The organism is Pseudomonas sp. DL (assembly GCF_047199225.1).
GTDB lineage: Bacteria > Pseudomonadota > Gammaproteobacteria > Pseudomonadales > Pseudomonadaceae > Pseudomonas > Pseudomonas aeruginosa.
Map to the genome: position 1 here is coordinate 3,548,315 of NZ_CP178323.1, position 23,022 is coordinate 3,571,336.

Annotated in this window: 23 protein-coding genes; 13 read left to right on the plus strand and 10 right to left on the minus strand. The window is 67.9% G+C overall.

Features of this window, described 5'->3' with window-relative positions; genetic code table 11:
* Positions 1-86 precede the first annotated feature (86 nt).
* The 7 genes from ACI766_RS16375 to fan1 form a co-directional block, all read right to left on the minus strand.
* Entirely contained in the window at positions 87-512 is a 426-nt protein-coding gene (locus tag ACI766_RS16375; protein ID WP_003120217.1) for a hypothetical protein, read from the minus strand.
* Between the two features lie 282 nt (positions 513-794).
* Entirely contained in the window at positions 795-1,034 is a 240-nt protein-coding gene (acpP, locus tag ACI766_RS16380) for an acyl carrier protein (RefSeq protein WP_003106681.1), read from the minus strand.
* 167 nt (positions 1,035-1,201) lie between these two features.
* The gene (gene gspD / locus ACI766_RS16385) at positions 1,202-3,532 is read right to left on the minus strand and encodes a type II secretion system secretin GspD (RefSeq protein ID WP_003106682.1); all 2,331 of its coding nucleotides are present in this window, start codon (positions 3,530-3,532) and stop codon (positions 1,202-1,204) included.
* Positions 3,519-4,046, minus strand: coding sequence for a type VI pilus biosynthesis protein (locus tag ACI766_RS16390; RefSeq protein WP_003113617.1), 528 nt, complete (start codon positions 4,044-4,046; stop codon positions 3,519-3,521). The genes gspD and ACI766_RS16390 overlap by 14 nt, the downstream gene beginning before the upstream one ends.
* 141 nt (positions 4,047-4,187) lie before the next feature.
* Positions 4,188-4,397 (minus strand): hypothetical protein, encoded by a 210-nt coding sequence (locus ACI766_RS16395; protein WP_003088087.1) that lies wholly within the window; start codon positions 4,395-4,397, stop codon positions 4,188-4,190.
* Between the two features lie 89 nt (positions 4,398-4,486).
* Positions 4,487-6,763: an ATP-dependent DNA helicase gene (locus tag ACI766_RS16400; RefSeq protein WP_010794056.1), complete on the minus strand. Its 2,277-nt coding sequence runs from the start codon at positions 6,761-6,763 to the stop codon at positions 4,487-4,489.
* Complete coding sequence (gene fan1 / locus ACI766_RS16405) at positions 6,756-8,435, minus strand: nuclease Fan1 (protein ID WP_004343071.1); 1,680 nt, start codon at positions 8,433-8,435, stop codon at positions 6,756-6,758. Before fan1 ends, ACI766_RS16400 begins: the two co-directional genes overlap by 8 nt.
* A 133-nt stretch (positions 8,436-8,568) precedes the next feature.
* On the opposite strand from fan1, the gene ACI766_RS16410 reads away from it, so the two are divergent.
* The 4 genes from ACI766_RS16410 to modC all read left to right on the plus strand — a co-directional run bounded on the left by ACI766_RS16410 (position 8,569) and on the right by modC (position 11,876).
* On the plus strand, positions 8,569-9,219 hold the full coding sequence (locus tag ACI766_RS16410) for a TetR/AcrR family transcriptional regulator (protein ID WP_003098214.1): 651 nt from the start codon (positions 8,569-8,571) through the stop codon (positions 9,217-9,219).
* A gap of 115 nt (positions 9,220-9,334) precedes the next feature.
* Complete coding sequence (modA, locus tag ACI766_RS16415; protein ID WP_003098213.1) at positions 9,335-10,090, plus strand: molybdate ABC transporter substrate-binding protein; 756 nt, start codon at positions 9,335-9,337, stop codon at positions 10,088-10,090.
* Between the two features lie 12 nt (positions 10,091-10,102).
* Positions 10,103-10,789, plus strand: coding sequence for a molybdate ABC transporter permease subunit (gene modB, locus ACI766_RS16420; protein ID WP_003088068.1), 687 nt, complete (start codon positions 10,103-10,105; stop codon positions 10,787-10,789).
* A gap of 1 nt (position 10,790) precedes the next feature.
* Complete coding sequence (gene modC, locus ACI766_RS16425) at positions 10,791-11,876, plus strand: molybdenum ABC transporter ATP-binding protein (RefSeq protein WP_003098212.1); 1,086 nt, start codon at positions 10,791-10,793, stop codon at positions 11,874-11,876.
* Positions 11,877-11,897: 21 nt separating this feature from the next.
* Here modC and ACI766_RS16430 read toward each other — a convergent pair whose 3' ends face one another.
* Positions 11,898-12,725, minus strand: a complete 828-nt coding sequence (locus ACI766_RS16430; RefSeq protein ID WP_033986773.1) for a class I SAM-dependent methyltransferase — start codon at positions 12,723-12,725, stop codon at positions 11,898-11,900.
* 85 nt (positions 12,726-12,810) lie between these two features.
* On the opposite strand from ACI766_RS16430, the gene ACI766_RS16435 reads away from it, so the two are divergent.
* The 6 genes from ACI766_RS16435 (at position 12,811) to ACI766_RS16460 (ending at position 18,835) form a co-directional block, all read left to right on the plus strand.
* Positions 12,811-13,698, plus strand: coding sequence for a LysR family transcriptional regulator (locus ACI766_RS16435; protein ID WP_003098210.1), 888 nt, complete (start codon positions 12,811-12,813; stop codon positions 13,696-13,698).
* An 8-nt stretch (positions 13,699-13,706) separates the two neighbouring features.
* Positions 13,707-14,534 carry an aminoglycoside phosphotransferase family protein gene (locus ACI766_RS16440; protein WP_003098209.1) on the plus strand — a complete coding sequence of 276 codons (828 nt, stop codon included), beginning with the start codon at positions 13,707-13,709 and terminating at the stop codon, positions 14,532-14,534.
* A gap of 115 nt (positions 14,535-14,649) precedes the next feature.
* Positions 14,650-15,573, plus strand: coding sequence for a DUF808 domain-containing protein (locus tag ACI766_RS16445; protein ID WP_003088054.1), 924 nt, complete (start codon positions 14,650-14,652; stop codon positions 15,571-15,573).
* A gap of 346 nt (positions 15,574-15,919) precedes the next feature.
* Positions 15,920-17,362: a cytochrome-c oxidase, cbb3-type subunit I gene (gene ccoN / locus ACI766_RS16450; RefSeq protein ID WP_023084377.1), complete on the plus strand. Its 1,443-nt coding sequence runs from the start codon at positions 15,920-15,922 to the stop codon at positions 17,360-17,362.
* A 2-nt stretch (positions 17,363-17,364) separates the two neighbouring features.
* Positions 17,365-17,586 carry a hypothetical protein gene (locus tag ACI766_RS16455; RefSeq protein ID WP_003098206.1) on the plus strand — a complete coding sequence of 74 codons (222 nt, stop codon included), beginning with the start codon at positions 17,365-17,367 and terminating at the stop codon, positions 17,584-17,586.
* Between the two features lie 91 nt (positions 17,587-17,677).
* Entirely contained in the window at positions 17,678-18,835 is a 1,158-nt protein-coding gene (locus tag ACI766_RS16460; protein ID WP_003113608.1) for an HPP family protein, read from the plus strand.
* Here the strand turns inward: ACI766_RS16460 and ACI766_RS16465 are convergent.
* Complete coding sequence (locus ACI766_RS16465; protein WP_003098205.1) at positions 18,823-19,686, minus strand: LysR family transcriptional regulator; 864 nt, start codon at positions 19,684-19,686, stop codon at positions 18,823-18,825. The genes ACI766_RS16460 and ACI766_RS16465 overlap by 13 nt on opposite strands.
* 284 nt (positions 19,687-19,970) lie before the next feature.
* On the opposite strand from ACI766_RS16465, the gene ACI766_RS16470 reads away from it, so the two are divergent.
* Positions 19,971-20,246: a hypothetical protein gene (locus ACI766_RS16470; protein WP_003098204.1), complete on the plus strand. Its 276-nt coding sequence runs from the start codon at positions 19,971-19,973 to the stop codon at positions 20,244-20,246.
* Positions 20,247-20,295: 49 nt separating this feature from the next.
* On the opposite strand, the gene ACI766_RS16475 is transcribed toward ACI766_RS16470, so the two are convergent.
* Positions 20,296-21,501: a sensor domain-containing diguanylate cyclase gene (locus ACI766_RS16475; RefSeq protein WP_003132751.1), complete on the minus strand. Its 1,206-nt coding sequence runs from the start codon at positions 21,499-21,501 to the stop codon at positions 20,296-20,298.
* A 248-nt stretch (positions 21,502-21,749) separates the two neighbouring features.
* On the opposite strand from ACI766_RS16475, the gene ACI766_RS16480 reads away from it, so the two are divergent.
* Together ACI766_RS16480 and ACI766_RS16485 are read left to right on the plus strand one after the other, a co-directional pair.
* On the plus strand, positions 21,750-22,754 hold the full coding sequence (locus ACI766_RS16480; protein WP_003144687.1) for a GlxA family transcriptional regulator: 1,005 nt from the start codon (positions 21,750-21,752) through the stop codon (positions 22,752-22,754).
* 22 nt (positions 22,755-22,776) lie between these two features.
* The gene (locus ACI766_RS16485; RefSeq protein ID WP_003088038.1) at positions 22,777-23,019 is read left to right on the plus strand and encodes a DUF1272 domain-containing protein; all 243 of its coding nucleotides are present in this window, start codon (positions 22,777-22,779) and stop codon (positions 23,017-23,019) included.
* Positions 23,020-23,022 lie beyond the last annotated feature (3 nt).

Sequence of the window (23,022 nt, forward strand, 5' to 3'; positions counted from 1 at the left end):
GTAAAGCGTGCGGCAGCGCACTCCAACCGAGCCGAATCGATCACAGAACGCCAGGCGTCGGAAATACTTCGATACAGTCTGCGCGCTCAGCGTTCCTCGTCGGAGGAACCGTCGAGCGGATCACGACGCGCCAGCTCGGCCTCGTCGAGGCCGTGGCCGGCTCCGATCTCGTTGCCATGCACGACCCTCAGGCGCTTGTCCGCGGGCGATTCGCCGCCGCGCTCGGCCGGCGAGCGGGCGCCGCTTTCGTCGATCAGGGTTTCCGGCGCCAGATCGTCCATGCCGACGTTATCCTGGTAACCATCGTCCTCGTCCGGCTGCCCGCCAGCGTGGCCCGCCTCGCGTACCCGCCGCGAGGAAAATTCGGCCTCCACCTCGGCCTCGGGCCGCTCGTCGCCGATCCGCGCCTTACGCGCCTGGCGGCGCTCGTCGAAATCGAGCTCGCGCATCGAACCCATGCGGTCCTGGATATCATCGATTTCCTGGGGTGTTGTTTTCCGTCGTGTAGCCATGACGACCTCCGTTACGAATGGCGGGCACGCGCCGGGAATGGCACGCTGCCCTTGTTCGGTCGACCGGCGAGGCGCGGGAAGATTCAGGAAATCCAACCGACGGCGGCCGCCTCGCAATCGCGGCGGCGGGCAAAAAAAAGCCGGATCGGCCCGGGGCGGGCTGGACGATCCGGCGTAATCGAAGCGCGGGACGTCGCGCACCTTGCCGCCGGCACGGGCGGGAGGTGGCGCACAGCGTTTCGCAGGGAATGACCACGGCATCGGCCGGTGGTCCAGGGGGAGTCAGGTCGGCACGGCTTCCTCGAGATAGTCGATGGCCTGGCGCACGGTCTCGATCCGTTCCGCATCGTCATCGGCGATCTCGACGCCGAACTCCGCTTCCAGGGCCATGACCAGTTCGACTACCTCGAGCGACTCGGCACCGAAGTCGTTACGGAAGTCGCTGTCCAGCCGGATGTCGCATTCCTCCACGCCGAACCGGGCGGCTACCAGTTTCCTCACTCTGGTCTCGATGTCGTCCATGCATTGCGGTCCCACTGCCCGGCCCTGGAAAAAAGTGCGGCTACTAAAGCCTCCGTCCCCGCCAGCGACAACTGCCAGATCTGGCAGTGGCGCTGCGCTGGAGCGCGGCCGCCGCAGCGCGCCGGACAATCCGGTGGACGGAGCGCGACGCGAGGATTCGAAGTCCGTCACAGGGCGCTTCCCGGCGTATGCGCAATCACCCGCGCCTTCCCTCGCGGCAGGCTTTCGGGCAGTTCCGCCAGGGCCCGGCGTGCCTGCTCCGGGTCGAGGTAGTCGCCCCGCTCCACCGCGAACAGCTCCTGGCCATCGCGCAGTTCGCGGCGCAAACGCAACGACAGGCCCGGATGCCGCTCGATCAGCGCGCGCATGAAGGCTTCGCTGCTGCCCTCGACCAATCGCACGGCGTAGCGCTGGGGTGACGGCGGCTGCGGCGCGTGCGTGCCCTGGCGAACCTCCAGCACCTCGCCGCCGCGACCGTCGCCCAGGGACGCCGGGTCCGCCAGGCGCGGCTTCTCCATCAGCACCGGGGCTGGAGCCGGATAGCTGCGCGGCGAGCCAATAGGTGCCGGTGCGACCTGGGCGGCGGGACGCAGGTCGATGGCGCCGGCATCCTCGAACAGCGGGCGCGCCGGTTCGCCGGCGGCACCGCGCAGCAACTGGATGGAACGGTAACGGCCATGGCTGATGCGCTCCAGGCCGGCGGCATCGCGGACGATGCTCGGTCGCAGGAAGACCATCAGGTTGCGCTTCACCCGGGTCTCGCGGGACGAGCGGAACAGCCGGCCGACGCCGGGGATGTCGCCCAGCAGCGGTACCCGCGAATCGCTGCGCTGCAGGTCGTCCTGGATCAATCCACCGAGGACGATGACCTGGCCGTCGTCAGCCAGTACGGTGCTCTTGATCGAGCGCTTGTTGGTCACCAGGTCCACCGCCTTCGCCGCCAGGGTGGCGGTTGGCGCGATGGAGGATATTTCCTGCTCGATCTCCAGGCGCAGCATGCGGTCCTCGCCGATGTGCGGCGTGACCTTGAGGGTCACCCCGATATCCTTGCGCTCGACAGTGGTGAACGGATTGCTCGAACCGCTGGCGCTGGTGGTGTAGCTGCCGGTCTGGAACGGCACGTTCTGGCCGACCAGGATTTCCGCCTTCTGGTTGTCCAGGGTCAGCAGGCTCGGCGTCGACAGCAGGTTGCTGCGGCTATTGCGGCTCAGCGCGGTGACCAGTGCGCCGAAATCGCGACTGCCGAGGCCGACTATCGCACCGTCGGGCAGCTCTGCCGGCGGCTTGCCGGCCTGCAACGCGCCCAGCAGGGTGCCGATGGACAACCCGCTGTCGGCGAAGCCAGCGCCGCCGGCGACATGCCCGCTACGCAGCGCCCATTGCACCCCGAGGGCGTCGCCGATCTCGCCGGACAGCTCGACGATCGCCGCCTCCACCAGCAGTTGCGCGCGCGGCACGTCGAGCTGGCGGACGATGTCCTCGAGCAGGCCGACATCCTCCGGGTCGGCGAGGATCACCAGGGCATTCAGCGATTCGTCGGCGCGCACCAGCAGGCCGCGCTTGCCGCTTCCCCGGCCATCCTGGCCCCGCTCGCCGTGCAGCGATTCGCCGATCTCCCCGAGGGTGGCGGCAAGGGTCTTGGCGTCGCCATGGCGCAGGCGGATCACCCGGCTGTTCGCCGACCGCGACGAGGGGACGTCGAGCGACTGCGCCAGCCGCAGCAAGCGCGCTCGCGCCTGCGGCGGACCGAGCAGGACCAGGCGGTTGCTGCGGCTGTCGGCAAGGACCTGGACGGTGGCGGCGCTCTTCCCGGCGGCCGGGGTGACGCTGCGATCGAGCACCTCGGCGATTTCCGCGACCCAGGCATGGCGCATGTCGTAGATGCTGTAGTCATGTTCGCCGGCCCGGTCGAGGCTGCGCACGATCGCCTCGATGCGCTCGATGTTGGAGCGGCGGTCGCTGACGATCAGCGCGTTGGCCGACGGTACGGCGGCCAGATGGCCATGGGCCGGGACCAGCGGCCGGATCATCGGGATCAGTTCCGCCACCGAGGTCTGCTGCGCCTGGACCACCCGCGTCTCCAGGCTGCCCGGCCCATCGCGGACGGTCTTCTGCGCGGCGTCCTGGCGTGCCTCCATGTTCGGCACGATACGCGCCTGGTCGCCCTGCGGCAGCACCGCGTAGCCATGGGTGGCGAGCACCGAAAGGAACAGCTGGTAGACCTCCGCCAGGCTGAGCCGCGCCTGGGATACCACCGTGACCCGCCCCTTCACCCGCGGATCGACGACGAAGGTCTGGCCGCTGATGCTCGATACCTGCTCGATGAAGTCGCCGATCTCGGCATCCTTCATGTTGATCGTCCACTGCTCTTCCTCTTGCGCGGCGGCAGTCTCGGCAGGTGCCGGATGGACCGGCGGCGCCAGGCCGAGGACGGCCAGCGACAGGACCAGGAACAGCGGAGACAGGCGCTGGGCGGAACGGGTACTACAACGTGGCATGGGTGGTTTCTGCCCCTTCGGCTTTGGGGAAATACAGACGTTCTTCATAACCCTGGTCGCGCAGCACCACATGGTCGCGATGAACCGCCAGCAGCACGGTGCCGGGGCGCACTTCGGCGCCCGGCAGGAAGCGCTGCGAGCGCCCGGCCACCGCGATCAGCGCCGCCGAGCGGTCCTCGCGACGCGCCAGGAAGCAGGCCAGCAGGCGCAATTGCAGACGCTCGCCCGCCGTCGCGCCGCGCGGCGACGGAGCGCCACCGAACAAGCCGGCTAACGCCGCGCGCGGGGCCGCTGAAGGGTTGGCTGGCGGCGCCGGGGCCGCTGCGGCGGGCAATTCCGCCAGCTCGCGGCGCAGCGAGCGCGTCTGGCTGGCCAGGCTGGCGCTGAGCAACGCCAGCAGCAGCACGCAAAGCACAGCGGGCGCATGCCCGGCCAGGCTGCGCAGGGAAACGAAAGACGATGGAAGGTGACGCGACATGCAGCAGGCGGATTCCGGCAAACGGGCGCGCTGCATCGACGCGGCTCGCCCAGGGGCGGCGAGCATAAGGGATGGGGCTGCGGCCTACGGCCGCGAAAGGGCAAAACTGTTAAGGCTGCCCGCTTTGATCCTTCGTGGCGGGAACTGGCCCACAAAACGCCAGGCGCGGGAAAGGCCTCAGCGCTTGCCCATCGAACGACGGGTACCGCGCGGCGCCATGCCGGGACGCTGGCCCTTGTCGTGGATCTTCCGCTGCGGATAGAGCTGGGCCTGGTTCTTCTTCGCCAGGGCGGCCTTCAGCAACGCGCTGGCGTCGCTCGGCGCGGCCTGGGCCGGAGCGTCGTCGGAGGAAAGGGCCTGGGGAAGAGCGTCGGGAGCGGAAGCCATGGCGTATCCGGATCGGGGGAAATCGTGGGGACGCGATTATACATGGCTGTCCGGCTGTCCGGCAGCACCTGCCGGCGTATCGCCACGGGTCAACGCAGTTGCCACCAGCCCGGCAGCAACCGGCGCACCCTGGCCTGGGCGAAACGGTCGTCGATCAGGTGCACCACGCCGCGATCGCTGCGGCTGCGGATCACCCTCCCGGCGGCCTGGACCACCTTCTGCAGTCCCGGATACAGGTAGGTGTAGTCGTAGCCGTCACCGAACAGGCGCTGCATGCGCAGGCGGATCTGCTCGTTCACCGGATTCACCTGGGGCAACCCGAGGGTGGCGATGAAGGCGCCGATCAGGCGCTCGCCAGGCAGGTCGATGCCTTCGCCGAAGGCACCGCCGAGCACGGCGAAGCCGATGCCCTCGCCGCCCGCGACGAAGCGCTCAAGGAAGCCTCGGCGCTCCGCCTCGTCCATCCGTGGCGTCTGGCTCCAGCACGGCACCCACGGGTATGCCTGGCGGAAGACGTCCAGCGCCTGCTGCAAGTAATCGAAACTGCTGAAGAAGGCCAGGTAGTTGCCCGGCCGCTGGCGAAACTGCTCGCCGAGAATCGCTGCGATGGGCGCCAGGGATGCCTGGCGCTGCGCATAGCGCGTGGAAACCCGACGCTGTATGTGCACCTCCAGTTGCTCGGCGCTGAATGGCGAGTCCACTTCCAGCCAGGGCGTGCCCGCCGGCAGGCCGAGCAGGTCGGCGTAATAGTCGCGCGGCCCGAGGGTAGCGGAGAACAGCACGGTGGAGCGGCTGGCGGCGAAGCGCTCGGCGAGAAACGCCGCCGGCACCACGTTGCGCAGGCACAGCCGGGCCAGGCTGCGGCCGTTGCGGCCTGGGCGCTTCTCGATGTCGAACAGCGAATGCTCGCCGAACAGCTCGGCGAGACGGCCGAACTGCAGGATCGCGAAGTAGAACTCCTGCAACGCCGGCTCCAGCGCCTGCGGTTGCTCGGCGAGCAGGTCGTTGATCGCCGCCACCGCGTTCTGCAAGGCCAGGAGCAGCTTCTGCGGAGGCTCGTCGTAGGCCTGGTAGTCGTCCGCCTGGGTCTTGGCCAGTTCGTTCCAGGCACGCTGGATGCGCTCCAGCGGTTTCCTCAGGGCCTCCGGGGCGGTTTTGCGCACACCGAGGAAATCGCCCTGGTCGAGTTCGGCGGAATACATCCGCCGGCCGCGCTCCACCAGGTTGTGCGCCTCGTCCACCAGTACCGCCACCCGCCACTGGTTGACCTGGGCCAGGCCATGGAGCATGGCGCCGAGATCGAAGTAGTAGTTGTAGTCGCCCACCGCCAGGTCGCACCAGCGCGCCAGTTCCTGGCCCAGGTAGTAGGGACAGACCCGGTGCGCCAGCGCCACCTCGCGCAACCGCGCCTGGTCCAGCCAGCGCGCCTCCACGGCGGCGGCGCGGGCCGCCGGCAGGCGTTCGTAGAAGCCCTGGGCCAGGGGACAGGACTCGCCGTGGCAGGCCTTGTCCGGGTGCTCGCAGGCCTTGTCCCGCGCCACCAGTTCCAGCACCCGCACCGGCAGTCCGCCGGTCTCCCCTTCCAGGCTGCGCAGGGCATGCAGCGCTAGGGCCCGGCCCGGGGTCTTGGCGGCCAGGAAGAACAGCCGGTCCAGGCGCTGCCCGGGCATCGCCTTGAGTTGCGGGAACAGCGTGCCGATGGTCTTGCCGATCCCGGTCGGCGCCTGGGCCATCAGGCAACAACCGGCGGAGGCGGCCTTGTACACCGCCTCCGCCAGTTGCCGCTGGCCGTGGCGGAATTCGGCGTGGGGAAAGCGTAACGCGGCCAGTTCGCGGTCGCGCCGCTGGCGGTGCGCCAGTTCCTGCTCGGCCCAGGCGAGAAACGCCTGGCACTGGCTCTCGAAGAACAGCCGCAGCTCGTCAGCCCGCACCCGCTCGACGAAGCGGGTCTCCTTCTGGCTGCCGACCTCCAGGTAGACCAGCGCCAGTTCGACTTCCTCCAGCTTCCGTTCGGCGCAGAGCAGCCAGCCGTAGACCCTGGCCTGGGCCCAGTGCAGGTGCCGGTGGTTGGCCGGTTGCAGGGCGAGGTCGCCGCGGTGGGTCTTGATTTCCTCCAGGCAGTTCGCCTGCGGATCGTAGCCATCCGCCCGGCCGCGCACCTGCAAGTGACGGTAGCGTCCGTCCAGCGCCACTTCGCGCTGGTAGTGAGCGGGGCGCCGGGAGGTCACCAGGGTATGTCCGGCGATGCCTTCCAGGGCGCTGGGCGACGGGGTGAAGCGCAGGTCGAGGTCGCCGCGCTTGGCGCTGAACTCGCAAAGCGCGCGCACCGCCACCTGGTACAGCGCCTCGCCGCCCTGCTCAGTCATCGACATGCCAGCGCACGTAGCAGACCGCCACCGGCATCTCCCGCTCGCGGCAGAATTGCAGCCAGCGCAACTGGTTGTCCTGCAGGCGGTCGCCCGGTCCCTTGACCTCGACCATCCGGTAGCGCCGCTGCGCCGGCCAGAACTGGATCAGGTCCGGCAGGCCGGCGCGGTTGCCCGGGATATCCTCCAGCAGGCGTTCGAACCAGGCGCGCAGGTGGGCCGCCGGCAGGCAATCGAGCGCCTGTTCGAGCAGTTCCTCGCCAAGCAGTTCCCAGTAGACGAAGGGCGACTGCATGCCGAACTTGTCGCGGTAGCGACAGCGGATCGCGTCGCGGTAGCTGCCGTCCTCCAGCCGTCCCAGGCAGGCCTCGAACAGGGCGGCGCGGCGCTGGCGGAAGTCGGCGCTGTGCAGGTCCGCCGGCGCGCTGTGGAAGGGATGGAAGAACGCCCCGGGAATGGCGGCGAAGATCGCCTCCCAGCAGAGCAGCCCGAACAGCGAATTGATCAGGCCGTTCTCGACGTAGTGCACCGCGCAACCGGGCTCTTCCAGGTGCTCGCGAACCGCCCACTCGACGCTACAGGGTTCGCTCGGGTACGCCAGGCACAGGTCCAGGCGGTCGATTTCAGGAGCCGCCGCCCGCGCCTGTCGCGGCAGGCCGAGCTTGCCTTGCAGGCGCGGCAGCAATCGGGCCAGGCCCTGGCGTTCGGCGTCGCTTTCCGGCGCACAGCTGGCCTCCCGCGCCAATGCATGGGCTTCGGCGAAGCGCTCGCCGCGTTCCAGGCTGCGAATCGCCCGCAGGCGCGCGCCGGGGTGGCTGGATTGGCGATAGAGCCGCTGGGCCAGGTCGAAATCCCGCTGCTTTTCGCAGTGCTGGGCGAACTGGAACAGCAGCTTGACCCGCCGCCCTTCCAGCCAGGGATTGGCGTAGGGTTCGCCCGGCAGGCCGGCGAGCAGTTCCTCCAGCGGCTCGCCGAGGTCGAAGCGCTGGCGGCAGTCGAACAGGTGGAGATAGGCGTCGACGTCGGCGCGCAGGCGAAAGCCGCGGGAGTCGGCGGAAAACTCGACGCTTTCGTAACGATAGATACCCAGGTCGGCAAGGACAAACTCCGACCAGTCCTGCCACAGGTTGCCGAAATACATCAACCGCAACCGGTCGCAGAGCGCCATGCAGCGCAACTCGTAGACCGGTTCGGCGAAGTCGGCCTGCCACTCGGCGAGCCGCCGCGCCTCGGGGAACAACGGCTGGAGCCGTTCCAGCAGCGCATCCTTGCGCAGGTTCGCGCGCCCGAGATGGTCCCTGAACAGCTGCGACAATTCGTCCTTCCTCAGCAAGCCGAACAGTTGCGCCAGTTCCAGGGTCGGCTGCGCGTCCACCCAGCCCAATGCCAACAGCGGTTGCACGGCGGCGCGCGTGTCGCCGATCTCGGCATAGGCCAGCTTGCCTTCGCGGAACAGCGTGCCCTTGCGCATCACCATGCGCACCAGCAGGGCCTGGCTGGCCTCGGGCAGCTCGGCGAACGCGGCGATGAAGGCACGTTCCTGATCGTCGAGCAGATCGGCATAGCGTTCGCCGATCCAGGCGAGCACCGCGCGGAAGTTGTGCAGGTAGTAGAAGGGTTCGGGAAGCGCTGGGGAATTCACGGGAAGCGGAGCCTGGTACTGTTCATGCATACAGATACCAGCGCCCCCACGGCTTGGCAATGCGCATCCGATCAAGCGTCGCCGGCCTGACGACGACTATCCAGGCACAAGGCGTTCGTTATATAAAAATATTAACAACGAAACCTGCCCCGTATCGGTCCCGATGAAGAAGATCCGCCAACGCAACCTGCAACTGATCCTCGACGCCGCCTGCGAAGTCTTCGCCGACTGCGGCTTCAGCGCCGCCCGGCTCAGCGACGTCGCCGAGCGCGCCGGCGTGGCGAAGGCCAACGTGCTCTATTACTACCGCTCCAAGGCGCAACTCTACGAGGCGGTGCTGGACAGCATCGTCGAGCCCCTGCTGGAAGCCTCCCGGCCATTCGCCGGCGACCAGCCGCCCGCCGAGGCGCTACGCGCCTACGTCGACAACAAGATGCGCATCGGCGCCGAGCGGCCGCACGCGGCCAGAGTCTTCTCCTGCGAGATCATGCGCGGCGCGCCGCGCATGCCGGCGCCGCTGCTGGAACGCCTCGACGCCCAGGCGGAACGCAACGCCGAGCGCATCCGCCAGTGGATCGACGAAGGCCTGCTGGCGCCGCTGGATCCGTACCACCTGCTGCTCAACCTGTGGGCGATGACCGAGTCCTATGCCCTTGGCGGCTGGCAACTGGCGCGCCTCACCGGCCAGGCCGGGCTGGACGCAAGCGACTACCGGCAGGCGGCGGAAAACATCGTCCGCCTGGTCTGCGCCGGCTGCCTGGCACTCCCCGGCGAGGCCGCGCCGCGTCGGCGTTTCCGCGCGCTGGCCGGCTGAGCGACTTGCGCCGGATCAATTTCCGCGTAGCGCTATATTCCAAAAGCCATAGCGAACCCCTAAGCTTGCGCCAGCCCCGTCCGCCAACTTCGTTCGCCCCCCACAGGAGCACTCCATGACCACCCGCCTGCCCCAGCTATTGCTCGCCCTCCTCGCCAGCGCCGTATCCCTGGCCGCCAGCGCCGACGAGGTGCAGGTCGCCGTCGCGGCCAACTTCACCGCGCCGATCCAGGCCATCGCCAAGGAATTCGAGAAAGACACCGGGCACAGGCTGGTTGCCGCCTACGGCGCCACCGGCCAGTTCTATACGCAGATCAAGAACGGCGCTCCGTTCCAGGTTTTCCTCTCCGCCGACGACAGCACTCCGGCGAAACTGGAGCAGGAAGGCGAGATCGTGCCCGGCTCGCGCTTCACCTATGCCATCGGCACCCTGGCACTCTGGTCGCCCAAGGCCGGCTACGTCGACGCCAAGGGTGAGGTGCTGAAGAGTGGCAGCTTCAGGCACCTGTCCATCGCCAACCCGAAGACCGCGCCCTACGGCCTCGCCGCCACCCAGGCGATGGACAAGCTCGGCCTCGCCGCCACGCTCGGGCCGAAGCTGGTGGAAGGCCAGAACATCAGCCAGGCCTACCAGTTCGTTTCCAGCGGCAACGCCGAACTGGGCTTCGTCGCCCTGTCGCAGATCTACAAGGATGGTAAAGTCGCAACCGGCTCGGCCTGGATCGTTCCCGCCGAGCTGCACGACCCGATCCGCCAGGACGCGGTCATCCTCAACAAGGGCAAGGACAACGCCGCCGCCAAGGCCCTGGTCGACTACCTGAAGGGCGCCAAGGCCGTCGCGCTGATCAAGTCCTACGGCTACGAACTCTAAGGCGGGACCTGCATGGCGTTGCCACTCGACAGTACGGACCTGGCGGCCATCTGGCTGACCATCGAGCTGGCTTCGCTCACCACCCTCCTCCTGCTGCTGATCGGCACGCCCATCGCCTGGTGGCTGGCGCGCACCCGCTCCTGGCTGAAGGGGCCGATCGGCGCGGTGGTGGCCCTGCCGCTGGTGCTGCCGCCGACGGTGATCGGCTTCTACCTGCTGGTCAGCATGGGTCCCAACGGTTTCATCGGCCAGCTCACCCAGAGCCTCGGTCTCGGCACCCTGCCCTTCACCTTCGCCGGTCTGGTGGTCGGTTCGGTGTTCTACTCGCTGCCCTTCGTCGTGCAACCGTTGCAGAACGCCTTCGAGGCGATCGGCGAGAAACCGCTGGAGGCTGCCGCGACCCTGCGCGCGAGCCCCGTCGACCGTTTCTTCAGCGTGGTCCTGCCGCTGGCCCGGCCGGGTTTCGTCACCGCCGCGATCCTCGGCTTCGCCCATACCGTCGGCGAGTTCGGCGTGGTGCTGATGATCGGCGGCAACATCCCGGAGAAAACCCGCGTGGTCTCGGTGCAGATATTCGATCACGTCGAAGCCATGGAATACGCCCAGGCCCACTGGCTGGCCGGCGGCATGGTGGCGTTCTCCTTCGTCGTCCTCCTCGCCCTCTATTCGGGCCGGCGCCGCCGGCCGGGCTGGGCCTGAGATGGACGGCCTGCGCCTGCGCTTCCGCCGCGCCTACCCCGGCTTCGAACTGGACATCGACCTGGCTCTTCCCGGTCGTGGCGTGACCGCTCTGTTCGGCCATTCAGGCTCCGGCAAGAGCACCTGCCTGCGCTGTATCGCCGGCCTGGAAAAGGCCGCCGAGGGCGAGGTGACGATCAACGGCGAGACCTGGCAGGACAGCCGCCGCAACCTCTTCGTCGCGCCCCACCGGCGTGCCCTCGGCTACGTGTTCCAGGATGCCAACCTGTTCCGCCACCTGACGGTGCGGCGCAACCTGGCCTTCGGTCTCAAGCGCATCGCCGCCGCCGAACGCCGCGTCGAGCTGGAACAGGCCTGCGCCCTGCTGGGCATCGAGCACCTGCTGGAACGCATGCCGGAACGCCTCTCCGGCGGCGAGCAGCAACGCGTCGGCATCGCCCGGGCCCTCCTCACCAGCCCGCGCCTGCTGCTGATGGACGAGCCTCTGGCATCCCTCGACCTGAAGCGCAAGGGCGAGATCCTGCCCTATCTCGAGCGCCTGCACGAGGAACTGGACATCCCGGTGCTCTATGTCAGCCACTCGCCAGACGAAGTGGCGCGCCTGGCCGATCACCTGGTGCTGCTGGAGAACGGCAAGGTCCGCGCCAGCGGGCCGATCGGCGAAACCCTGGCGCGAGTCGACCTGCCGCTGGCGCTGGACGACGATGCCGGGGTGGTGATCGAGGGCACGGTCAGCGACCACGACCCGGCCTACGGCCTGCTGACCCTGGTCCTGCCCGGCAGCGCGCTGCAAATGCGCGTCGCCCACGCCCCGCTGGCCCCCGGCAAGCGCCTGCGCTTCAAGGTACAGGCGCGCGACGTCAGCCTGAACCTGCGCGACGACGCCCAGAGCAGCATCCTCAACCGCCTGCCGGTACGGGTCCTGGAATTGGTCGATACCGACACCGCGGCCCACGTCCTGGTGCGCCTGGATGCCGGCGGCAATCCGCTGCTGGCGCGGATCACCCGTTACTCGCGGGACCAGTTGCAACTACGACCCGGCCAGCTGTTGTGGGCGCAGATCAAGTCGGTGGCGGTGCTCGCCTGACCCCGGCCTCGCCTGCGGCGCCTAGACCCTGGGCCAACGGTAGCGGATCAGCCGCCCCATCCGCCGCAGGAAGGCGAAGCCGTTGTAGATCGGCAGCATCAGCCGCGACGACTGCGGCAGCTTGGCAACGTCCTGCGGGTCATAGTCGGTGACCTCCTCGATGAAGCGCAGGGCCGGATGCCACCGCTCGAGTTCGCGCGGGTCGTCGATGCTCCAATGCACCTGCGCCCCGGTCTCGCGCAGCGGCGGATACAGGCGCAGCAGCATGATGCCGAGGCGGCCGTAGCCGTCGAACAGCAGCTCGCCGCTACCCAGGTGGTCGACCAGGCGTTCCACCAGGCGTCGCACCTGGGACTCCCGCAGATAAGGCATCAGCCCCTCGGCCAGGACCAGGGCGGGCCGCTCGCGCGGCACCCCTTGCAGCCAGCCGTCGTCGTCCACCGAGTGGCGCAGCGCCCGATAGGCGCCGGCGCGCGGCGGGTAGAGTCGCTCGCGCAGGTCCATGACTTCCGGATAGTCAAGGTCGAACCAGGGCAGCTCGGCCGGCGGATCGACCCGGTAGATACGGCTGTCCAGGCCGCAACCGAGGTTGAGCACCTGCCCCTCGGGATGGCGGCCGAGGAAGTCGCGGCAGGCCTGGTCGAAGTAATGCGAGCGCATGGCCAGGGCCCGTTCGTTGCCCTTGCCGAGGGCGACCCTGGAGAAGTCGAAGTCGATCTGCCGCACCGCCTCCTCGGCGAAACGGTCATGGAGGATGGAATCGTCCAGGCGGCTATCCAGCGCCTTGGCGTAGAGGGTGATCAGGAGCGTCTGCTTTTCTCCGGTGAGGGTAATGTGGTGGCCGGGCATGAAAACCTCCTGCGGGCACGCGTGCCTCTTCAGTCCTTGCCGAAAACATCGCTATGCTTCGGCAATGATTGCCCTGGAGTCACGAATGAAAGCCAACTCCGATGAACTGCAAAGCTTCGTCAGTGTAGTCGACAGCGGTTCCATCAGCGCCGCCGCGGAACAGATGGGACTGACCGCCTCGGCCGTCAGCCGGACCCTCTCGCGCCTCGAGCACAAGCTCGGCACCACCCTGCTCAACCGCACCACCCGGCGCATGGAGCTGACCGAGGAAGGCCGCTACTTCCTCGACCAGGCACGGCAGATCCTGCAGCAGATGGAGGCGCTCGAGGAACGCCTGGCCCTGCGCCGGCAGAGCCCCGCCGGGCGCCTGCGGATCAACGCCGCCTCGCCCTTCATGCTGCACGCGGTGGTGCCGCACATCGGCGAGTTCCGCCGGCTGTACCCGGACATCCAGCTCGAACTCAACACCAACGACCTGATCATCGACCTGTTGGAGCAACGCACCGACGTGGCGATCCGCATCGGTGCGCTCAGCGACTCCACCCTGCACGCGCGGCCGCTGGGCGCCAGCCGCCTGCACATCCTCGCCAGCCCGGAGTACCTGGCCCGCCACGGCACGCCGGCGAGCATCGAGGGGCTGCGAGGGCACACCCTGCTCGGCTTCACCCAGCCCGAGCATCTCAACCGCTGGCCGGTGGTGCACGCCGACGGCGATCGCCTGGAGATCCAGCCGGATATCTCTGCCTCCAGCGGCGAGACGCTCCGCCAACTGGCCCTGAGCCACCAGGGCATCGCCTGCCTGGCCAGCTTCATGACCGACCGCGATATCCAGGATGGGCGCCTGGTGCCGCTGTTCGCCGAACAGATGAGCGAATACCGGCAACCGATCCACGCCGTCTACTATCGCAACTCGCAACTGGCGCTGCGCATCCAGTGCTTCCTCGACTTCATCCAGCAGCGCCTGGGCGCCTGAGACCGACCGTGAACGAATCCCTCGATTTCTCGCCCTACCTCGAGCGCTGGGCGTTGCAACCCGACGGCGAGCCCTTCGCCACCCACAGCAGCCGCCTGCTGCCGGTGCGCCATCGCGGCGCAGCGGCGATGCTGAAGATATCCAGTGCCGAAGAAGAGCGTTTCGGCCACGTACTGCTCAACTGGTGGGACGGCCAGGGCGCGGCCAGGGTGCTGGCCTACGACCACCAGGCGCTGCTGATGGAGCGTGCCACCGGCGGGCGCTCGCTGCTGGAAATGGTCAGGCGCGGCGACGACGACGAGGCTACGCGTATCCTCTGCCAGGCCATCGAACGCATCCATGCCCCGCGCCCGGGTCCGTTGCCGGAGCTGACCCCGCTGGAGCGCTGGTTCGACTCGCTGTATGCCGCCGAGCGCCGCTACGGCGGGCTCTACGTCGACTGCGCGAATGCCGCCCGCTACCTGCTGGAGACCGCTCGCGAACAGCGCCCGCTGCATGGCGACATCCACCACGGCAATGTGCTCGACTTCGGCGAGCGCGGCTGGCAAGTCATCGACCCCAAGCGGCTCTACGGCGAGCGCGGCTACGACTACGCCAACCTGTTCACCAATCCCGACGCGAAGACCGCCCAGGCGCCCGGCCGTTTCGAGCGCCAGCTGGAGATCGTAATCGCCGCCAGCGGCCTGCAGCGCCGCCGCCTGCTGCAATGGATCCTGGCCTGGACCGGACTCTCGGCGGCCTGGTTCGACGAGGACGGCAGTCGCGAGGAGACCGAAGCCGAGCTGGCCATCGCCCGCCTGGCCCTGGCAAACCTCGCTCGAACGCCTGCGCAATGAACTGTGCGGCGGCTCCCGCGCTCCAACGCGAGGCACTGTTCCGCCGCCGCGATCCGGTGTCAAATACACACCCCGCCAAGATGGCGGTGCCCACCACCCAGTAAGGAAACCCAAGATGGCCGGAGCCAGCCTCCTCACCCTCCTCGACGATATTGCCGCGGTGCTCGACGACGTCTCGCTGATGACCAAGGTCGCCGCGAAGAAGACCGCCGGTGTCCTCGGCGACGACCTGGCCCTCAACGCCCAGCAGGTCACCGGGGTCAACGCCGACCGCGAACTGCCGGTGGTCTGGGCGGTAGCCAAGGGCTCGCTGCGGAACAAGGCGATCCTCGTTCCCGCCGCGCTGTTGATCAGCGCCTTCGCGCCCTGGGCGGTGATCCCGCTGCTGATGCTCGGTGGCGCCTACCTGTGCTTCGAAGGCTTCGAGAAGATCGCCCACAAATACCTGCCCCATGACGACGAGCACGCCGACGAGGCAGCGCTGGCGGCCAATGTCGACGTGGCCGCCCTGGAAAAGCAGAAGATCGGCGGCGCGATCCGTACCGACTTCATCCTCTCCGCGGAAATCATCGCCATCACCCTCGGTACCGTCGCCGAATCCAGCTTCACCACCCAGGTGCTGGTGCTGGTCGGCATCGCCCTGGTGATGACCATCGGCGTCTACGGCCTGGTCGCCGGCATCGTCAAGCTGGACGACGCCGGCCTCTATCTGTCCAAGCGCGACAGCGGCTTCGCCCAAGGGCTCGGCGGCGCCATCCTGCGCACCGCGCCGTACCTGATGAAAGGCCTGTCGGTGGTCGGCATGGCGGCGATGTTCATGGTCGGCGGCGGCATCCTCACCCACGGTATCCCGGTGGTCCACCACGCCATCGAACAGGCCGCGCAGAGCGTCGCCGGCATCGCCACGCTGGGCCCATTGCTGGCGGCGATCACCCCGACCCTGCTGAACTTCCTGTTCGGCATCGTCGCCGGCGCGGTGGTGCTGGCGGGGGTGCTGCTGGTCAAGCGCCTGCTGCCGAAGAAGAAAAAGACTGGCTGAGCCTGCCATCGCCGGCAGCACCATCGCGGAGGGCGGATAGCCGCCCTGGCGCACATCCCACGAAGCGGTTGTGCGCCCTGCCCCGGAAGTCCCCCTCCGTTTCAATTCAATAATTTTGCACTGTAATAGCAACATTATTCGTTGGAGACGAATAAAGCTCCCCTCCTAGAATGTCCACCAGTGCCATGAGCCGTCTGTTCCGAGCCTTCCAGACGAAGATCCGACCTCCGCACTCCATCGACCCGGCAACGGGATACCCAGAAAAATACCGATAACCCAACGAGGACCCGAGGGTCGCGCCTGCTCGCCAGCCGGCCGGACCCCGGGGCCCGGCGTGCCAGCGACCATGAACGATACGGATAGCAGAAAAGATCCGGACGGCTACAACTACGACGTCGTCCGCCAGTTCACCCTGATGACCCTGGTCTGGGGCATCCTCGGCATGGGCCTGGGGGTGTTCATCGCCGCCCAGTTGGTCTGGCCGGCGCTCAACCTCGACCTGCCCTGGACCAGCTTCGGCCGCATCCGCCCGATCCACACCAGCCTGGTGATCTTCGCCTTCGGCGGCAGCGCGTTGTTCGCCACATCCTTCTACGTGGTGCAGCGCACCAGCGGCGTGCGGCTGATCTCCGATGCCCTGGCGCGCTTCGTGTTCTGGGGCTGGCAGGCGGCGATCGTGGGGATGATCGTCAGCTACCCGCTGGGCTATACCACCTCCAAGGAATACGCCGAGATGGAATGGCCGCTGGCGCTGTGGATGGCGATCGTCTGGGTGGTCTATGCCTACCTGTTCTTCGGCACCATCGCCCGTCGCAAGGTGAAGCACATCTACGTCGGCAACTGGTTCTACGGCGCCTTCATCATCGTCACCGCGATGGTCCATATGGTGAACCACGCATTGCTGCCGGTGAGCCTGGGCAAGTCCTACTCGGCCTATTCCGGCGCCACCGACGCGATGATCCAGTGGTGGTACGGGCACAGCGTGGTCGGCTTCATCCTCTCGGTCGGCTTCCTCGGCATGATGTACTACTTCGTGCCCAAGCAGGCCGGGCGACCGATCTACTCCTATCGCCTGTCCATCGTGCATTTCTGGGCGATCATCTCGATCTACATCTGGGCCGGTCCGCACCACCTGCACTACACCGCGCTGCCGGACTGGGCGCAGTCGCTCGGCATGGTGATGTCGCTGATCCTCCTGGCACCGAGCTGGGGCGGCATGATCAACGGCATGATGACCCTCTCCGGGGCCTGGCATAAGTTGCGCGACGACCCGATCCTGCGCTTCCTGGTGGTGTCCCTGGCGTTCTACGGCATGTCCACCTTCGAAGGCCCGATGATGGCGATCAAGACGGTCAACTCGCTGTCCCACTACACCGACTGGACCATCGGCCATGTCCACGCCGGCGCCCTCGGCTGGGTGGCGATGATCTCCATCGGCACGCTCTACCACATGATCCCGAAACTCTGGGGCCGCGAGCGGATGCACAGCGTCGGCCTGATCAACGCGCACTTCTGGCTGGCCACCATCGGCACCGTGCTGTACATCGCCTCGATGTGGGTCAACGGCATCACCCAGGGCCTGATGTGGCGGGCGATCAACGAGGACGGCACGCTCACCTACTCGTTCGTCGAGGCACTGGTGGCCAGCCATCCGGGCTACGTGGTGCGCCTGCTCGGCGGCGCCACCTTCGCCAGCGGCATGCTGCTGATGGCCTACAACACCTGGCGGACCCTGCGCAGCGCGCAGGACCAGCGGCAGCCGGTCCTGGCGGCCGGCCAGGGGGCCTGAACATGCTGTTGTCCCTGCTGTGCCTCTCCACCCTGGCGCTCGGCCTCGCCCTCAGCCTCGCCGGCAGTACCCGCGAGGAACGCGAGCAGGCCGCCCTGCTGCCGTTCGCCGACGATCCCGAGGCCGCCCGCCGGGTCGCCCGGGATACCGGCAAGATCTGCCGGCAGGTGGTCCGCCCCCTCGAGGAATCCCGCGAGGCCGCCGGCCCGCCGTTCCTCGCCTGAACCGACTCCATCATCCAGGGATGGATGCCTCCAGCACGAAAGTGCCTTACGGGGCCGGCAACGGCCCCTTTCTTTCGCTTCGAAGAGTTCCATGAACGACTCCCCCAGCACCGCCGTACGCACCTGGCTGAAAGGCTTCCGCCCCCTGACCCTGAACGCCCGACCACGCGACTGCCTGCGCGCCGGACTCGGCGCCTGCATCGGCGCGCTCGCCGCGGTATTCGCCTGCCAGGCGTTGTTCGGCAGCGAGCTGGCGCTGCGCCTGGCAGCGCCGCTCGGCGCATCCGCCGTACTACTGTTCGCCCTCGCCTCCAGCCCCCTGGCGCAACCCTGGTCGATGCTCGGCGGCAACCTGGTCGCCGCCCTGGCCGGCGGCCTCAGCGCCTATTGGTTCGGACACGATCTGGCCCCGGCCCTGGTCGGCATGGCCCTCGGCATGCTGCTGATGTTCGCCCTGCGCTGCCTGCATCCGCCGAGCTGCGCGCTGGCCCTGAGCGTGGCCCTCAACCCGTCCCTGAGCGAACTCGGCATCGACGTGGTCTGGCCGATCCTGCTCTCCACCCTGGTGCTGATCGGCTGCGCGCTGCTCTACAACAACCTGATGCGCTCTCCCTACCCGCGCCCCTACCAGTCGCCGCGGGCCAATCTCCATGGCACCCGCGACCTGGCGCCGAGCGCGCGTACGGACTTCTCCGCCCGGGACCTGGACCAGGCGCTGCAGGACTTCGGCGAATACGTCGACATCACCCGCGACGACCTCGAGCGACTGATCCACCATACCGAGCGCTACGCCTTGCGCCGGCGCATGGGCGAGCTGACCGCGGCACGGATCATGTCCCGCGACGTGCAGACCGCCAGCACCGAGACCTTCATCGACGACGCCTGGAAGCAGTTGCAGGAACACCGTCTGAAGGCCCTGCCGGTGCTCGACGAGCATCGGCGGCTGGCCGGCATCGTCACCCAGAGCGACCTGCTCAAGCACTTCCGCCCCGACGGCAGCCCGTTCAAGCGCCTGCGCTTCCTGCGCGGGACCAAGCTGAAGACGATCATGACCACCCCGGTGGTCTGCGTACAGGCCGACACCCACGCCGTCGAACTGGTCTCGCTGCTATCCGACGAAGGCCTGCACTGCCTGCCGGTGCTCAACGAGGCCGGCTACCTGGTCGGCATCGTCAGCCAGACCGACCTGATCGCCGCGCTCTACCGCAACTGGCTGCAGCACCTGGGCCAGGCCGATCAGATCACGTAGTCCCAGCGCTGCGACCAGTCGCTGTCCTCGCGGACCACTTCGCGCAGCAACTGGAACGCATGGCGCAGGGTCGGCGACAGGCGCTCGCGGGAGTACACCAGGTAGGTCGGGTAGGCGAACTCCGGCGCCTGCTCGACCCGTTGCAGGGTGCCGCCATCCAGGTAGCTGCTCACCACCCGGGTACGGAAATAACCGCTGCCGCCGTTCTGCATGATGTACTGCAGGGCCAGCGGACCGAGGTTGCAGGCTAGCGCGGCCTTGGCCCGGTCCGGCAGCGCGGCATCGTGCTGGCTGCGGAAATCCGGGCCCCAGTCGACATACAGATAAGGCTCCGCGGATAGCACGGAACGCACCATCACCAGCTTTTCCTCCAGCAACTGCTCGACCTGCAGCCCCGGCCAGTATTCCGGCTGGTAGACCAGCGCGGCGTCCAGCGCGCCCTGCTCCAGTTGCTTGAGCAGGTCGGCACCCTGGCCGATCTCGACCCGCACGGCGTGGCCGGGAATCGCCTCGCGCAGGCGCCGCATCCAGTTAAGCAGCAGCGGATTGCACAGGCTGACCTCGCCGCCGAGGTTGAGCAGGTTGCGGAAGCCGTCCGGCAGCGGCAGGTCGCGTCGCGCCGCATCCCAGGTCTGCACCAGTTGGCTGGCGTAGCCGAGGAAGTGCTCGCCGTCGGCGGTCAGGCGCGCGCCCGCGCGGTTGCGCACGAACAGCCGGCAGCCGAGTTGCCCTTCGAGGTTCTGGATGCGCGCGGTGACGGCGGTCTGGGTCAGGTGCAGGCGTTCCGCGGCAGCGACGAAGCTACCGCTGCGGGCGATCTCCAGGAAGGTACGGGCGAGGTCGATATCCATGCGAAGCGGTCCGCTGCCACAGGTGGGCCGCCATTCTAGGCTGTGCAGGCGCGGGCGGCGAGCGCAAGGCGGCCTGGCCGCCCTCCTGGAGTTCTGCGACAAAACACCGCGCCTAGCCGCTTCGGCACGCTAAAACCCTTCGAAAAAGCGACAACCTGTTGCACAAACGCGCCACGCCGTGACTTTTTCGCTTTCGAAAGCATCAGTTAGCGTGACCGAACACGGTGGAGCCGGGAAGCGCCACCCATGTTCCACACAGACATGAACGAGAGAGACCGACTCCCATGAACGCTACGCTCCGTTTCAACGAGGCTTTGCTGATCACCGGGCGCGCCTTCCAGCCATACCAGTGCGTTGCCTGGTCCGAGCTAGGCAGTGACGGCGGCCTGAGCCTGTCCGTAGTCGATCGCACTGGCACCCGCCTGCTGGGCCGTGCGCGCATTCCGAGCTCCGCCTACTCCGATCCGGAGCAGCTTGCCGGCCTGCTGCAACAGGCACGCGAAGAACTCAGCCACAACGGCTACAACCTGCAGGACTGGAGTATGCCCAGCCAAGGCTGAGCCGCTCCATACGACGAAAGGCGCCCACGGGCGCCTTTTTTCGTTTCCTCTATTCGAGGCGGTCGTGCTGCCGGAACGCCACGCGCACCGCGTTGCGCCCTGCATCCTTGGCCTCGTAGAGCGCGCGATCGGCCTCGCGATAGAGCGCGTCCAGGCCCATGCCTGAGGTCGAATAGGCCACCCCCAGGCTGATGGTCAGGCAGGGGCCGGCGCTGGAGCCCAGGTGCTCGATGCCCAGCGCCTCCACCGCCTGCCGCAGGCGCTCGGCGATGGCCAGGGTGTTGCCCTCCTCGCTGTCGTAGAGCAACACGGCGAACTCCTCCCCGCCCAGGCGCGCGGCGATATCCAGCGGCCGCCGCGCGCCCTGCCGGAGCACGACGCCAAGCTGGCGCAGGGCGGCATCGCCGGCCGGATGCCCGTAATGGTCGTTGTAAGCCTTGAAGTCGTCGACATCCACCAGGATCAGCGCCACCCCCTTTTCCTCGCGGGCGCCCTGCTCCAGGGCCCGCTGGGCGAGCAGCTCGTAGTAGCGCCGGTTGACCAGGCCGGTGAGGCTGTCCTGTTCGGCCATCATGCCCAGCAGCCGCCGGCCGAGGAACTGCTCGCGCTGGGCGTAGTCCTGCAGGTACAGGGCGAACGAACAGATCAAGACCACCAGGCCGTTGTAGAGCGTATTCAGCAGGTTGGTGCGCAGGTTCTCTTCGCCGCCGAAGAGCAGGAATACCGCCAGGTTCAGGGCCAGGCACAGCAACGCCAGGCGCACGCAGGCCCAGAACGCCAGGCCGAGCGGGAAGAACACCGCGAGGATGCCCAGGGTCGCGCCCAACTGGGTGAAGCGTGGCACCCCATGCCACTCGAACAGCACGTCGCAGGCCAGCACCGCCAGGTTGATCAGCAGCAGGCAGTAGGGCGCGATGGCATCGCCGACCTTGCGCAGGCTGGGCAGGAAGGCCGCCGGCCAGACCACCAGCAGCAGGCCGATCATTCCCAGGCGCACGCCCAGCAGTTGCTCGAACAGGTTGGGATGCAGGCGGATGTCCACCATCAACCAGTCGGCCACGATGAACAGCGTCCAGATCAGGAACGCCACCCCGATGGCAGCACGCCGCTGCATCAGCGAGTTCCAACTGAGAAACTCGCGAAACTCGTTTTCCAGCTCCTTTTCGAACCGCAACCAACGAAAACCGTTGCGCAACTGGCGCGCATACGGATTATCCGGCAGACCAGCCTGTACCAGGCCGTCGCGTGCAAGCATGCTGACTCCCCTACCTCGGACCGAACGCTGGAACAGGCCTGGACGACAATACCCTGGCGCCTCTACAGCGATGAGTCAAAAAGCCATCACCCGTTACCAGACAATAGGGCATGCGGCGTGCCGAGGCGATACCAGCCATCGGCGCAGCGGGACGCCCCGGCGAGCGAATGGCAAGATCCGTGGGCCAACTGGCATTGCGGCCAGGTCCGAAGGACGCCAGACTGCCGCCATCGCCATGAGGTCATGCCATGCCCGAACCACGCCTGATTGCCTGCCTGATCTATCCCGACGTGATGAGCCTGGACGTGACCGGACCGCTGCAGGTATTCGCCTCGGCCAACGTCGAACGCCAGCGCCAGGGTCTGCCGCCTTTCTACCGGATACAGGTGCTCGGCGAGCGTAGCGAAGCGGTGCCCAGTTCCGCGGGCATCCGCATCTGCGCCGACCTCGCCTGGCGCGACTGTCCGCCGGAAAGCCTGGACACCCTGTTGGTGCCCGGCGGCCTCGGTGTCGAGGCGCAGACCCGCAACGCCGACCTGCTCGCCTGGCTGAAAGCCGCCGAACCGCGCATACGGCGGCTCGGCTCGGTGTGTTCGGGAGCGCTGATCCTGGCCGCCGCCGGGGTTCTCGACGGGCACCCAGCGACCACCCACTGGGCCGACGTGGCGACGCTGCGCCAGGGGTTTCCCGGCGTCCATGTGCAAGGCGACCGCCTGCACACCTACGACCCGCGGTGCCGCGACGGCGACGCCCACATCTTCACCTCGGCCGGCGTCACGGCGGGAATCGACCTGGCCCTGGCGCTGGTCGAGGCCGACCTCGGCCGCAGCCTGGCGCTCAGCGTCGCGCGACGCCTGGTGATGTTCCTCAAGCGTCCTGGCGGCCAGGCCCAGTTCAGCGCCTGGCTGACCCCGGAACCGAGCCGCACCCCGCGCCTGGCCGCGCTGCTGGAGTGGATTCCCGCCAACCTCGCCGGCGACCTGTCCCTGGAAGCCCTCGCCGACCAGGCCTGCATGAGCCCGCGTACGCTGTCCCGGGTATTTCTCCAGGAACTGGGCGTGGCGCCCGGTCGCTACGTCGAGCGGGTTCGCCTGGAGGCCGCGCGCGCCCTGCTGCAGGACGCCCAGGCGTCGATCGCCACGGTGTCCCGGCTGTGCGGCTTCGGCCATCCGGAAAACCTCCGGCGGACGTTCCACAAGCATCTTTCGGTCAGCCCCCAGGAATACGCCGAACGCTTCGGCATGCTGGCCTGACGCTCCCACCGAGGACCTTCCCATGCTGGAACTGCGCCCCAACTGCGAGTGCTGCGACCGCGACCTGCCCGGCGACAGCGGCGACGCGCTGATCTGCACCTTCGAGTGCACCTTCTGCCGCGATTGCGCGACGACCCGCCTGGGCGGCCAGTGCCCGAACTGCGGCGGCGAACTGCTGGCCCGGCCAAGGCGTCCGCGGGATGCGCTGGTCCGTCAGCCTGCCTCCAGCCGACGCGTCGTCAGGCCCGGCGGTTGTCCGGAGTGACGC